Origin of the sequence: Streptomyces umbrinus (assembly GCF_030817415.1) — a bacterium.
GTDB lineage: Bacteria > Actinomycetota > Actinomycetes > Streptomycetales > Streptomycetaceae > Streptomyces > Streptomyces umbrinus_A.
This window is the reverse complement of sequence record NZ_JAUSZI010000002.1, coordinates 9,346,828-9,360,038: the sequence shown is the minus strand read 5'-3', so window position 1 is coordinate 9,360,038 and position 13,211 is coordinate 9,346,828. Positions and strand designations below refer to the sequence as shown.

Genomic DNA, 13,211 nt, shown 5'->3' with positions numbered 1-13,211 from the left:
CCCGGTCGTGAAACCGGGCACAACGGAACGTCATGTGTATCGGTTGACGTCCCCGGACTCGCGTCCGGGAACCCCCTTGGGACTCTCGCCCCGGGATCAGGCCTCGGCGGAAGCCTCGGCCGGAGCCTCGGCTGTCTCCGTGTCGGCGTCGGCGACCTCTCCTTCGGAGATGTCGTCACCCGTGTGGTTCTGCGACTTGCCCGGGTTGGCCTTCGCCTCCGCCTTGCGGGCCGCCTGGGCCTCACGGGCCTCGGCCATCGCCTCGGTCTTCTTCTTGTGCGGGCCGAGAACCATGATCATGTTTCGGCCGTCCTGCTTCGGGTTGGACTCGACGAACCCGAGGTCCTCGACGTCCGAAGCGAGACGCTGCAGCAGTCGGTAGCCGAGTTCCGGCCGGGACTGCTCGCGACCACGGAACATGATCGTGATCTTGACCTTGTCGCCCTGCTTGAGGAACCGGACGACGTGACCCTTTTTGGTGTCGTAGTCGTGCGGGTCGATCTTCGGCCGGAGCTTCATTTCCTTGATGACCGTGTGCGCCTGGTTCTTGCGCGCCTCACGGGCCTTCATGGCCGACTCGTACTTGAACTTCCCGTAGTCCATGAGCTTGCAGACCGGGGGACGCGCGCTCGCAGCCACCTCGACCAGGTCGAGGTCGTACTCCTGCGCAAGCTCCAGGGCTTTGGCAAGCGGAACAATCCCGACCTGCTCGCCGCTGGGACCGACAAGTCGCACTTCGGGAACGCGAATCCGGTCGTTGATGCGGGGCTCGGTGCTGATGGATCCTCCTCGGATAGCACCACACGGACTGTCTGGCAAACAGCTCGCATACGTCTCTTTGACTGGACCAACCGCCGCGGCACATGAAAAATGCCCCGGACAGGACACAGGCGGTGGCTCCAAGAATGACCGGAGCACCGCCGCGGTGGCCCGCGGGGCGCATATCCAGCGACTCCATCGTCCGTACGGAACGATGGTGGCCGCCTGACCGGGTGACCCGCCGTCCCGGAGGACAGTCGGGTGGGAGATCGGAGCCTCCACTTGCGGGCCGGGCACAGGAGTGACCGGCCGGTCGTTACACAAGGTTAGCAGCTCCCCCCGGGTGGTGCGAATCGGCCTGCATGCACTGTTCTCCGGCTGCTCCCCGAACGGCTCCCGCGGACGGATGCCGGGGCTCCCGCGGACGGAGGCCGACGGGCCGGGGCCTATCGTGTGGGGCATGAGTGAGACCCCTCCTGAGACCCCCGACTTCGACGCCATGACCCGCGACATCGCGGAGGTCCCCGCGGTCGAGGTCCTCGTGACGGTCGCCGTCAACCTGATGAGCGCCGCCGCCGTGAAGCTCGGTCTGACCGAGGAGGGCGACAAGTACAAGGACCTCGACGAGGCACGCAAGCTGGTGCACGCGCTCGCCGGGCTGCTCGACGCGAGCGCGACCGAGATCAGCTCCTTCCACGCGGCCCCGCTGCGCGACGGCCTGAAGTCGCTGCAGCTGGCGTTCCGCGAGGCGTCGCTCGTCCCGGACGAGCCGGGCCAGGGCCCGGGCGAGAAGTACACGGGCCCGGTCTTCGGCTGACCCGCCCGTCACCACCCTTTACCGGCGTACGCCCAGCCGTCTGTGGCGTACGTCCACTACTGGCGTACGTACAGGGGCTCGCCCGGTGGCGTCGCCTCGGCCGGCAGGAGTGCCAGGTCGAGGCCGCGTACCAGGCGGGCCCTCAGTGTTTCGTCGGCGGCGAGGCGCCGGGCGACGGCCTGGGCGGTTCCGGCCGGATCGGCGGACGGGTCCAGTACCAGAGCGAGGGTGCCGTCGGCCCGGCCGGGGCCGAGGTGGGCGCGGAGCACCAGCGGCTCGTCGGCGACCGCGGCGCGCACCGCGGCGACCACCGCCGGATCGGCCAGCGGGTCCGTCGTGGTGCGCCCTTCGGCGAGCGCCAGCAGGGCCGGGCCCGTGAGCTCGTACGGAACCGGGCCCGCGAGGTCCAGTACGACGGTGTCGGCCTGCTCGTGGGCGGCGGCCTGGAGAGCCTGGTGCAGGGGTACGGCGACGGGGCGGGCCTCGGGGTCCCAGCGGGCCAGCGACTCGGTGGACGTGAAGGCGGGCAGGGCCGTCCTGTTGCCGGCCTTGAGCGTGGGGACGGCCATGTCGCTGGTCTTCTCGCGGCGCAGCCCGTTCTCGTCCTCCTCGACCTCACCGAGCACGGCGACGACGGGGACCAGGAGCCGGGCCCCCTTGAGCGCGGCGAGCACGGGGCCGTGCGCCGAGCGGTCCTCGGCCCACGCCGTGAGCGCCGCGCTCAGCCGGGGGTCGACGGAGCCGTCGTCGTCGGAGAAGCCGGGGTCGGGGATGTTCTTGTTCGCCACGGGCACCGAGCCTATCGGTGGGCGGGGGTAGTCCCTCCGGTGGGCCGATCGTGCGGTTTGTGTCGCTCGGAAACCCGTCGTTCACGAGGTTCACGGGTTTCTCAGGGATCGCTGACACGCTTCTAACATCCGTCTAACCGGGCGCACAGTGCCGGGGCCCACGATCGCGGCATGTTCCCCCACAGAGCTCGTCTGCGCAGTGGCCGTCCGTCCCGCCGCAGGTCTCTCGTGTACGCCTCGGTCGCCTCCGTCGTGCTCGTGGGCGCCGCTTCCTCGGGGAGGATGTACGTGCAGGCGCACGATGCCGAGGGGCTCGTATCGTCCTCCGTGTCGCCCGGTACGGGGGCTTCGTCGGGGGCGACGGAGGTTATGGAGGCGACGGTGGAATCTTCGGCTGTGCCCACGTCCGCGGCCAGTTCAAGGACCCGGCCCAGTCCCGCGGTGGACCGGGACGCGCTGCTCGCCGAGGCGGTGGAGGCCGTGGCCGTCGAGGACGGGGCGGAGGTGTCGGTGGCGGTGCTGGATGTCTCGTCCGGTGAGAGTGCGGTCTACGGGGACGAGGCGTTCGACACCGCGAGCATCGTGAAGGTCGACATTCTGGCCTCGTTGCTGTTGCGGGCGCAGGACGCGGGGCGGGGGCTCACCGCGCAGGAGAAGACGTACGCCGCCGCGATGATCCGGAACAGCGACAACGCGTCGGCGACCGCCCTGTGGACTGCGATCGGGCAGGCGGAGGGGTTGCGGGCGGCGAACGAGCGGTTCGGGCTGCGGGACACGGAGGGTGGGGACGGGGTGTTGTGGGGGCTTACGCAGACCACGGCCGCCGATCAACTCACCTTGTTGCGGCAGGTGTTCGGGGAGAAGTCGGAGTTGAGTGAGGGCTCTCGGGCGTATCTGGCCGGGCTCATGGGGGAGGTTGCCGTGGGGCAGGACTGGGGGGTGTCCGCGGCCGCGTCTGGGGTGGGGGCCTCTGAAGTCGCCCTGAAGAACGGGTGGTTGCCTCGGAGCGCGACCGGGTTGTGGGACATCAACAGTGTGGGGCGGGTGGGTGTCGGCGGTCGCGAGTATCTGGTGGCCGTGTTGTCCGACGGCAACTCGTCGAAGGAGAAGGGGGTTTCGGTGGTGGAGGCGGTTGCGAAGGCGGCCGTGTCTTGTTTTGAGGGGGACTGAATCGCTCCCGCGAGGTCCGGTGGGAATGTGCGGGTTGTGGTGGGCTGGTCGCGCAGTTCCCCGCGCCCCTGAAAAGCGCCCCTTACGGGGCGGTCGGCTTTCTGCTGCCTCGCCAGAGGATGATGGCTACTACCAGGAGGACGCCGCCGGTGCTGCCGGCCAGAGGGCCGACCCAGGCTGATGTGGGCCTGTCCTCCTTGGCGGTGTCGGGACCGTTGCCGAAGTACTTGTTGTTGTGGGCCGCGGCTTTCAGGCCCTCGGGCTTCAGGTCGGCGCCTTCCTTGATGGCTGCCGCGGGGTCCACGAAGCCGAAGCCCCGGGAGTCGTCGCGGCCGCCGGTGGGGGCGTCGCGGGCCGTGTCCTCCAGGAGCTGCTTGATCTGGGCCGGGGACAGGCCCGGGTGGGCCGCCTTGATGAGGGCGACCGCGCCGGAGACGAAGGCCGACGCGGCGCTCGTGCCCCAGCCCTCGTAGTACTTCCGGTCCGGATCGGCGATGACGACGTCGACGCCGGGCGCGCTGACCGTGGCGTACCAGCGGCGGGTGGAGAACGAGGCGCGGGTGCCGTAGCGGTCGACGGCCGTCGCGGCGACGACGCCCGGGTAGGCCGCCGGGTACGAGATGTGGTCGCCCTTCTCGCCGCCGTTGCCGGCCGAGGCGACGACGACGGCGCCCTTCTTCAGGGCGTACTGGACGGCGGCGTCCTCGGAGGCCTCGGGGTGGGCGGACTTGGAGTCGTCGCCGAGGGAGAGGTTGATGACGTCGGCGTCGTGGTCGGCGGCCCAGCGGATGCCTTCCGCGAGGGCGTTGCCGCGGGTGTTGCGGGCCTTGCCGCGGGCGGAGTCGCCGTCTTCGAGGATCACGCGGACGGGGAGGATCTTCGCCTCGGGGGCGATGCCCATGACTCCGTCGGCGTCGCCCGCGCCGTGTCCGTGGCCCGCGATGATGCCCGCCATCGCGGTGCCGTGACGGGCCCAGGGGCGGTCGCCGCGGCCGGCGCCGAAGCCGACCATGTCCTTGCCGGCGAGGACGTTGCCCGCGAGGTCCGGGTGTTCGTCGTCGACGCCCGTGTCGAGGACGGCGACGGTGATGCCCTTGCCCTTCGTCGTCTGCCACGCCTCCTGCGTGTGCATCGCGTCGAGGGCCCACTGCTTGGCGCGGATGCCGTCGGCGTGAGCGGCGGTGGCGGGCAGGAGGACGATGGTGGCGGCCATGAGGCCGACCACGAGTCCCCTCCCGGGCAGGGCCCTGCGGGTCATGACGGCTTCTCCGTGGCCGAGTTGACGGTTTTGCGGAGGCTTCGCTCGATGCGGTCGGCGAGGCCCTGTGCGTCGTGGCCCAGGCCGCCCTGGGCGGCGGGCGTGGTGGCGTCGGCCTTCATCGCGTCCTCGGCCGGCTGCGGTTCGGTGAAGCTACGGCCGTCGGCGAAGCCGGAGACGGCGTAGACGACGACCGGGGCGTCGGTCAGGACCGACACGGTCCAGGACGCGCGCTGGGCGTCGCCGAACCCGGCGGCGAGGGTGCCCTGTGCCGCGTACGGGCGGGGCATGAGGTCGCGCCGCCGGTCGAGGCCCTGGGCGTTGAACCGGGCGCGCAGGGTGCCCATGGCCGCGGAGTCCGCCTTCGTGAACAGCAGGCCGACCGTGGTGACGTGACTGCGGGTGGCGTCCGTGTAGGTCGCGCGCAGGAGGCGCAGACAGCCCGCGGGGGCGAGGGCCTTGCGCAGGAGCGGGTCGAAGGCGTCCTTGCAGCCGCTGTCCGGGGCCACGGCGATACGGGTCCACGCGCGGTCGGCGCCGCCCGGGCCCGCGCCCTCGCCGTCGACGGTGGGCGGGAAGAGTTCGTCCACGGGGATGCTGTGCCACAGGGCCCCGGCCGCCGTGAACACGTCCGGCGTTCCGGCCCCGCCGTCGCTGTCACCGCTCAGCCAACTGCCCGTCACCGCACCGCCGATGAGCCCGAGCCCCAGCACGACGCAGGTCACCACGGCCGCGAGGCGGGGGCGCCGGCGGGTGCCTCCCGTGTGCGGCTGGACGGTGTCGTTGTCGAACGTGTCGGGGGCCGCGAGGGACACGAAGGGGCGGTGGGCCGGGTCCGGGGGTTCGGTGACGTGCGGATCGGGGTCCGTGAAGGACTCCGCCGAGCCGGACAGGCGGATGTCGGGGCGGCGTGGGGTACTGGGTGCCGCGGGCGGGTCGGCCGGGACGGGCCGGAGCCTGGTGGTGGTCTCCGACGGGGTCTCCCAGGGCGCGCCGGTGCGCCGCGCGGAGGGGTGGAACGTGCTCGGCCGCGGCGGAACGGGCGGCCTGGCCGGGCGTTCCGCGGCGCCCGGTCCGCTCGGCGGCGCAACCCGGGGCTCGGCGGCGCCCGGCCGGGGCGCCGGAGTTCCCGGCCTCGGCGGGGCGAAGGGGCGCAGGGGCAGACCGGGGGCGGACCGCTGCTCCGGCGAGGTGCCGTCGGCCGTCCTCGGCTCGGGGGCGGGGCGGGGCGGGGCGGACCTGCCCTCGCCGTTCGTCATCGGGTCGCGGGGCTCGGTCGCGGGCCGCGACGGACCGTCGGTCCCCCGAGTGCTCCGGCCGGCCGCTCCCGCCCCTCCCGGTGCGTTCGCGGGACGAGGCGGGACCCCGGCCGCCCCCTCGGCGTTCCGCCTCGGAGCATGCGGATCCCCGGCCGGACGCCGCGGGAAACCTGCCTGCCCCGCACGCCCTGCGGTCGCCCCGGACTCGGTCGCCGGACGGGGCGGAGCACCCGCCTGCTCGGCACGCCCGGTACGCGTCCCGGACTCCGTCGCCGGACGCCGTGGGACATCGGTCCGGTCGGTGGTCCTTGAGGCCGCCCCGGGTTCACGCGCCGGACGCGGCGGAACGCCCGTCTGATCAACACGTCCCGGAGTCTCGCCGGGGGCACCGGCCGGACGTGGTGGGCGAGCCGTGTTCCCCGGGCTCGTCGGGGAAGTGCGCGGGCCGGTCGCCGGACGCGGCGGGACGGACGGGGTCCCTGTCCGTTCCACGCGGGGCATGGCTCCCGTGTCGGGCGGCGGTGTGTCCGGGAAGCGGGCCGAAGCGGGCGGGGGCGGGGGCATCTCCGGTTCGTGCCGCCGTTCGCCGGCGGGACGGAGGTTCGGGAAGCGGGACGACGCGGCCGAGGACGTACCTCGGGAGCCGGTCCCGTCCGACGCGTGCGGCCGGTGCGATGTGCCCGGGGTACCGGAGCCCGGCCGGGTTCCCGAGACGCCGGGCCTCGGCGGGGCGTCTACGGGGGCGCGCCTGGGGGGAGAGTCCGTGTCGTCGGCGTCGGTTCCCTCGGGTCGCCGCGGAGCACCCGCGGCCCCGGGCTCGTGCGACGCCCGTCCGGGCCTCGCAGGTCCGAAGAAGCCGTGCCCGGGCCGGCGGTCCGGGATCTCGGACACCTCAGCGGCGCCCCGACCGGACGGCGTACCCGGATTTCCCGTGTCCCCGGACCCCTCGGACTGCTCTCGTCCGCTCTCCGCCGAGGGCTGCTCGGGGGGCGTCGAGGGGCGAGGAGGAATGGAGGCGCGGCGCGCTTCCGTGCTCATGCACCCCCCGTTTCCTCGGCCCCGGCGACCGGCCCGCCGAAGGATCCCCTCCGGATCCGTTCCCTGCTTGCGTGCGCGTCACTCTACGGGTTGACGCTGTGCGAGTGGGAACCAGTCGGCAGGCCCGGGGCATCTGCCCGGAACGTCCCCCTACCCTGCGGTAATCAGGTCTGGCAGGCTTCGCCCATGACTGCCCGCGCCGCAGACCGGGCCCGTTACGACCGGGCCACCGCTCACCTAGACGCACCCGTCGCCATCGTGGACTTGGAGGCCTTCGACGCCAACGCGGAGGATCTCGTACGGAGGGCGGCAGGCAAGCCCGTACGCGTCGCGAGCAAGTCCGTACGGTGCCGTGCGCTGCTCGAACGCGTGCTGGCCCGGGACGGCTTCGCCGGGATCATGTCGTTCACGCTCGCCGAGTCGCTGTGGCTGGCGCGCTCCGGTTTCGAGGACGTACTGCTCGCGTACCCGTCCGCGGACCGCAAGGCGTACGCGGAGCTCGCCGCCGATCCGAAGCTCGCGGCCGCCGTGACGGTCATGGTCGACGATCCGGCGCAGCTGAGGCTGATCGACGACGCCCGGGACGGCGGACGCGAAGAGGTGCGTGTGTGCCTGGAGTTGGACACCGCGCTGAAGATGCTCGGCGGCCGGGTCCGGGTCGGCGCCCGCCGTTCGCCGCTGCACTCCCCCGCCCAGGTCGCCGAGATGGCTCGTACGGTCGCTCGTCGGCCCGGTTTCCGGCTCGTCGGGATCATGGCGTACGAGGGGCACATCGCGGGGGTGGGCGACTCCCTGCAGGGGCGGCCGCTGCGGTCGCGTGCGATCCGGCTGATGCAGGCCACGGCCCGCAAGGAGCTGGCGCAGCGCCGTGCGGACGTCGTGCGGGCTGTCCGGGCCGTCGTGCCGGACCTGGAGTTCGTCAACGGCGGTGGCACGGGCAGCGTCCAGCACACCGCGGCCGAGGAGTCGGTGACCGAGATCGCGGCCGGGTCCGGGCTGTACCAGCCACGGCTCTTCGACAACTACACGTCGTTCAGCGGGCGTCCGGCCGCGCTCTTCGCGCAGCCCGTCGTGCGCAGGCCGGGGGTGGGTGTGGTGACCGTCCTCGGCGGCGGCTATCCGGCGTCGGGTGCCGCGGGTGCCGACCGGTCGCCCGTGCCGTATCTGCCCGAGGGGCTGCGGTACGACGCCCAGGAGGGGGCCGGCGAGGTGCAGACGCCGCTGCTCGGCTCGCCCGCGGACGATCTGCTGATCGGCGACAAGGTGTGGTTCCGGCACGCGAAGGCCGGGGAACTGTGCGAGCGGTTCGACGTGCTGCAGCTCGTGGAGGGCGACGCGGTGACGGCGACGGTCCCGACCTACCGAGGGGAAGGCCACACGTTCCTCTAGCCGACGGCCGACAGACGGCCTGCCGGGCAGGCCGGAGTCGGTTACCCGGTGGGGCCGATGCTGCTGCCCACTCCGCCGCCCGTGCCCTCGTCGCCAACCGGCCGGATCCCCTTGGTGATCCGGTCCATGTCGGCGAGGGGCGGCCCCTCCTCGCCCGCGTCGAAGGCGTACCGCACCATGACCATCGACTCCGAGCCGACGCTGGACGGGAACGCCATCGACTGGACGTAACCTCCGGGCCCCGCCTCCGTCTTGACGCGCCAGCGCACGAAGTACCCGGTGCGGCCGGCGACCGCCACCGACCCCTGCTCGACCACCTCGTGGGAGGTGATGCCGTGGAAGGGGCGCTGGTTGACCTTGTTGCGGTCGTAGGCGCGGTCGGCGGCCTCGGATATGTCGTCCTTGGCCAGGGTCTCGGGGGACTTCTCGTCGTTCGAGGTGACCGTGCGCGAGATGACCGTGCCGTGGCGGCAGAGGCCGTCGTCGCCCGGGCAGTCGTACGTCCCGGACGTGGTCATCATGATGTCGGTCTCGGTGACGCTCTGGGGTCTGGCCCAGCCGTCGAGAAGCGGCAGGGTGATGCCGTTGAGCTCGTCCACGACGACGGAGGGGTCGTCGGCGGACGGTTCGGAGCTGGACTCCGAGGGCGAGGGCTCGGCGCTCGTGGGCGCGGACGACGTGGGCGTCGGCGCGGTCTGCGTCTGCGGGTCGCCGTCGTCCCCTCTCAGGACGACGGCGCCCGTGACGATCGCGGCGACCAGCACGACCGCCGCGGCGGTGAGGGCGATCGCCTTCGCGCGTCCGGAGCCGCCGGAGGCGCCGGAGCCGCCGGTCCCGAGCGGAACCGTCGGCGTCGATGGCGTGAACTGCGGCTGCGCGTACGGCTGTTGGGGCGTCGTCGCCTCGGGTGAGCGCCGGTGTTCGGTCCAGGCGGTCCCGTCCCACCAGCGCTCCACGTGCGGGGCGGAGGGGTCCCGGTACCACCCGGGAGGGGGCGTCATGCTCATCCCGGCACTCTAGGCGGCTTCGGCGAACTCCGGTGCGCCACCGTGCCCCGCAGGGGCGCGGGGAACCGCGCGACCGGCCACGGACGGCCCGCGGCCGAAGTGACGCACTCCCGGACGCGCTCCCAAGGGGCCGGGCCCCGGCACACGGGCGTCTCCCGGACCGGCCTACAGAGGCGTGACGTACGCGCCGGAGATCCCGCCGTCCACCAGGAAGTCCGTGGCGTTCACGAACGAGGAGTCGTCGCTGGCGAGGAACGCGACCGCCGCGGCGATCTCCTCGGCCTGCGCGAACCGCCCGACCGGGATGTGTACGAGGCGGCGCGCGGCCCGCTCCGGATCCTTGGCGAACAGTTCCTGGAGGAGAGGCGTGTTGACCGGCCCCGGGCACAGCGCGTTCACGCGGATGCCCTCCCGGGCGAACTGCACGCCCAGTTCACGGGACATGGCGAGAACTCCGCCCTTGGAGGCCGTGTACGAGATCTGCGAGGTCGCGGCGCCCATCCGGGCCACGAACGACGCGGTGTTGATGATCGACCCCCTGCCCTGCTGCCGCATGTAGGGGATCGCGGCCTTGCAGCACAGGTACACCGACGTGAGGTTGACCTCCTGGACGCGCTTCCAGGCCTCCAGGCCCGTCTCCAGGATCGAGTCGTCGTCGGGCGGCGAGATGCCCGCGTTGTTGAAGGCGATGTCGACGGACCCGTACGTGTCGAACGCGGTCTTGAACAGCGCGTCGACCTGCTCGGGGTCGGTGACGTCGACCTTCACGAAGATGCCGCCGATCTCCTCGGCCGCCGCCTTGCCGCGGGCCTCGTCGACGTCGCCGCAGACGACGTGGGCGCCCTCGGAGGCGAGCCGGCGTGCGGTGGCGAGGCCGATGCCGCTGCCGGCCCCGGTGATGACGGCGGTGCGGCCGACCAGGCGGCGGCAGATGATGTCGTCGGTCGATGCGCTCACTGTGCGGGGCCCTCCGTGCTGATGAAGACGTTCTTGGTCTCGGTGAAGGCGGCCAGGGCGTCCGGGCCGAGTTCGCGGCCGATGCCCGACTGCTTGAAGCCGCCGAAGGGGGTCCAGTAGCGGACGCTGGAGTGGGAGTTGACGGACAGGTTCCCGGCGCGGACGGCGCTGGAGACGCGCAGGGCGCGGCCCACGTCCCGGGTCCAGATGGAACCGGACAGGCCGTACTCGGTGGCGTTGGCGAGGCGGATCGCGTCGGCCTCGTCCTCGAAGGGGAGGACGACTGCGACCGGTCCGAAGACCTCCTCGACGGCCACGCGCGCGTGGGACTCGATTCCGGTCAGAACGGTGGGCGGGAACCAGAAACCGGGGCCTTCGGGGGCGGTGCCCCGGATGCCGCTCAAGTCATCGGTGACGTACGACCGTACGCGCTCCAGTTGGGACCTGGAGATCAGCGGGCCCATGGCTGTCTTCTCGTCGGCCGGGTCGCCGACGACGACGGACTCGATCGCCGGAGCGAGGAGTTCGAGGAAGCGGTCGTACGCGGACCGCTGGACGAGGACGCGGGTGCGGGCGCAGCAGTCCTGGCCGGAGTTGTCGAGGAAGGACATGGGGGTGGCGGCCGCGGCGGCCTCGATGTCGGCGTCGGCGAAGACGATGTTGGGGCTCTTGCCGCCGAGTTCGAGGGTGACGCGCTTGAGAAGCGCGGAGCCCTTCGCCAACACCTGTTTGCCCACAGTCGTTGACCCCGTGAAGACGATCTTCGCGACCCCGGGGTGTTCGACCAGTGCGTTGCCGGTGACAGGGCCGGCGCCCGGGAGCACCTGGAAGAGGTGCTCGGGCAGGCCCGCCTCCAGGGCGAGTTCGGCCAGCCGAAGAGCCGTCAGCGGGGTCGTCTCGGCGGGCTTGAGGATGACCGCGTTGCCCGCCGCGAGCGCCGGAGCCGTCCCCCACGCGGCGATGGGCATCGGGAAGTTCCAGGGGGCGATGATCCCGACGACGCCGAGCGGTTCGAGGATCGTGATGTCCAGGCCGCCGGCGACCGGGATCTGGCGGCCGGTCAACCGCTCCACTCCCCCGGCCGCGTAGTCGAGCAGATCACGGACGTTGCCCGCCTCCCAGCGGGCGTTGCCGATGACGTGCCCGGCCTCGCGGACCTCCAACTGGGCGAGTTCTTCCAGATGTTCATCGACAACGACGGCGAACCGACGCAGCAGCCGGGCCCGCTCACCGGGTGCGAGAGCGGCCCATCGGATCTGTGCCTTTTCCGCCCGTACGACCGCGGCGTCGACGTCCTCGGGGGTGGCGCCCGGGACGGTGGCGATGACCTCCTCCGTCGCCGGGTTGAGAACTACCAGTTCGTGCAGGTGCGACAACTTCGGCCTCACAGACGTTCGAAGGAGCGGCGGAGCTCCCAGTCGGTCACCGCGGCGTCGAAGGCGTCCAGTTCGACGCGCGCCATGTTGCGGTAGTGCGCGACCACCTCGTCGCCGAAGGCGGCCTTGGCGATGGCGCTGTTCTCCCAGATCTCGGCGGCCTCGTGCAGCGTGGTGGGCACGTGCTCGTAGCCCGAGGTGTACGCGTTCCCGGTACATGCCTCCGGCAGCTCCAGCTTCTGCTCGATGCCGTACAGCCCGGCCGCGACGAGCCCCGCGACGGCGAGGTGCGGATTGACATCGCCACCCGGAAGCCGGTTCTCGAACCGCATCGAGCGACCGTGCCCGACCACCCGCAGCGCACAGGTGCGGTTGTCGTACCCCCAGGCCACGGCTGTCGGCGCGAACGACCCGGGCTGGAACCGCTTGTACGAGTTGATGTTGGGCGCGTACAGCAGCGAGAAGTCCCGGAGCGCGGCGAGCTGTCCGGCGAGGAAGTACCGCATGACCTGCGACATCCCGCCCTCCCCGTCGCCCGCCATGGCATTGGTGCCGTCGACGTCGGCGAGCGAGAGGTGGATGTGGCAGGAGTTGCCCTCGCGCTCGTTGTACTTGGCCATGAAGGTGAGCGAGACACCTTCCTGGGAGGCGATCTCCTTGGCCCCGGTCTTGTAGATGGCGTGCTGGTCGCAGGTGACCAGGGCCTCGTCGTACTTGAACGCGATCTCGTGCTGCCCGGGATTGCACTCGCCCTTGGCGGACTCGACGATCAGCCCGGCGGCGCCCATCTCATTGCGGATTCTGCGCAACAGGGGCTCGATCCGCCCGGTCCCGAGCACCGAATAATCGATGTTGTACTGATTGGCGGGCGTGAGCCCCCGATAGTTCGCGTCCCAGGCCTGCTCGTAGGTGTCCTTGAAGACGATGAACTCCAGCTCGGTCCCCACCTGCGCGGTGAATCCGTGCTCGGCGAGCCGCTCAAGCTGGCGCCGGAGGATCTGGCGGGGCGCGGCCACGACGGGCGAGCCGTTGTCCCAGGCGAGGTCGGCGATGAGCATCGCCGTACCCGCGTTCCACGGAACACGACGCAACGTACTCAGGTCCGGATGCATGGCGAAGTCGCCGTACCCGCGCTCCCAGGACGACATCTCGTATCCGTCGACGGTGTTCATGTCGGTGTCGACGGCGAGGAGGTAGTTGCAGCCCTCCGTACCGTGGTGCAGGACCTCGTCGAGGAAGAAACGCGCGGCGAACCGCTTGCCCTGGAGCCGCCCCTGCATGTCCGGGAAGGCCAGGACGACCGTGTCGATCTCCCCGCTCGCGACGAGGGCGTGCAGCTCCTCGACACTGAGGGGTGGTGTGCGGTCTGCCACGGGAAATGCCTCCTTCGGTC

Annotated in this window: 10 protein-coding genes and 1 pseudogene; 3 read left to right on the top strand and 8 right to left on the bottom strand. The window is 71.8% G+C overall.

Annotation, left to right across the window (positions count from 1 at the left end; genetic code table 11):
- Positions 1-96: 96 nt before the first annotated feature.
- Positions 97-805: pseudogene (infC, locus tag QF035_RS41305) on the bottom strand (translation initiation factor IF-3).
- A gap of 414 nt (positions 806-1,219) precedes the next feature.
- Here infC and QF035_RS41300 point away from each other — a divergent pair.
- Entirely contained in the window at positions 1,220-1,576 is a 357-nt protein-coding gene (locus tag QF035_RS41300; protein WP_055613892.1) for a DUF1844 domain-containing protein, read from the top strand.
- A gap of 56 nt (positions 1,577-1,632) precedes the next feature.
- On the opposite strand, the gene QF035_RS41295 is transcribed toward QF035_RS41300, so the two are convergent.
- Entirely contained in the window at positions 1,633-2,364 is a 732-nt protein-coding gene (locus tag QF035_RS41295) for an SseB family protein (protein ID WP_307526462.1), read from the bottom strand.
- A 171-nt stretch (positions 2,365-2,535) separates the two neighbouring features.
- Between QF035_RS41295 and QF035_RS41290 the strand changes: the two genes are divergently transcribed.
- Positions 2,536-3,534 carry a serine hydrolase gene (locus QF035_RS41290; protein WP_307526461.1) on the top strand — a complete coding sequence of 333 codons (999 nt, stop codon included), beginning with the start codon at positions 2,536-2,538 and terminating at the stop codon, positions 3,532-3,534.
- 82 nt (positions 3,535-3,616) lie between these two features.
- Here the strand turns inward: QF035_RS41290 and mycP are convergent, their stop codons facing one another.
- Entirely contained in the window at positions 3,617-4,792 is a 1,176-nt protein-coding gene (mycP, locus tag QF035_RS41285; RefSeq protein ID WP_307526459.1) for a type VII secretion-associated serine protease mycosin, read from the bottom strand.
- A complete protein-coding gene (locus tag QF035_RS41280; RefSeq protein ID WP_307526457.1) occupies positions 4,789-6,051 on the bottom strand; it encodes a hypothetical protein in 1,263 nt (420 codons plus the stop codon). The genes mycP and QF035_RS41280 overlap by 4 nt, the downstream gene beginning before the upstream one ends.
- A 1,224-nt stretch (positions 6,052-7,275) precedes the next feature.
- Here QF035_RS41280 and QF035_RS41275 point away from each other — a divergent pair.
- Positions 7,276-8,478 (top strand): amino acid deaminase/aldolase, encoded by a 1,203-nt coding sequence (locus tag QF035_RS41275; RefSeq protein ID WP_307526455.1) that lies wholly within the window; start codon positions 7,276-7,278, stop codon positions 8,476-8,478.
- A 41-nt stretch (positions 8,479-8,519) separates the two neighbouring features.
- Here the strand turns inward: QF035_RS41275 and QF035_RS41270 are convergent, their stop codons facing one another.
- From QF035_RS41270 to QF035_RS41255, 4 genes are all read right to left on the bottom strand, one after another.
- Positions 8,520-9,479 carry a DUF2510 domain-containing protein gene (locus QF035_RS41270; protein ID WP_307531804.1) on the bottom strand — a complete coding sequence of 320 codons (960 nt, stop codon included), beginning with the start codon at positions 9,477-9,479 and terminating at the stop codon, positions 8,520-8,522.
- A 171-nt stretch (positions 9,480-9,650) separates the two neighbouring features.
- Positions 9,651-10,442 carry a 3-oxoacyl-ACP reductase gene (locus tag QF035_RS41265; protein ID WP_307526454.1) on the bottom strand — a complete coding sequence of 264 codons (792 nt, stop codon included), beginning with the start codon at positions 10,440-10,442 and terminating at the stop codon, positions 9,651-9,653.
- A complete protein-coding gene (locus QF035_RS41260) occupies positions 10,439-11,818 on the bottom strand; it encodes an aldehyde dehydrogenase family protein (RefSeq protein ID WP_307526452.1) in 1,380 nt (459 codons plus the stop codon). The genes QF035_RS41265 and QF035_RS41260 overlap by 4 nt, the downstream gene beginning before the upstream one ends.
- An 8-nt stretch (positions 11,819-11,826) precedes the next feature.
- Positions 11,827-13,191, bottom strand: a complete 1,365-nt coding sequence (locus tag QF035_RS41255) for a glutamine synthetase family protein (protein ID WP_307526450.1) — start codon at positions 13,189-13,191, stop codon at positions 11,827-11,829.
- Between the last annotated feature and the right edge of the window lie 20 nt (positions 13,192-13,211).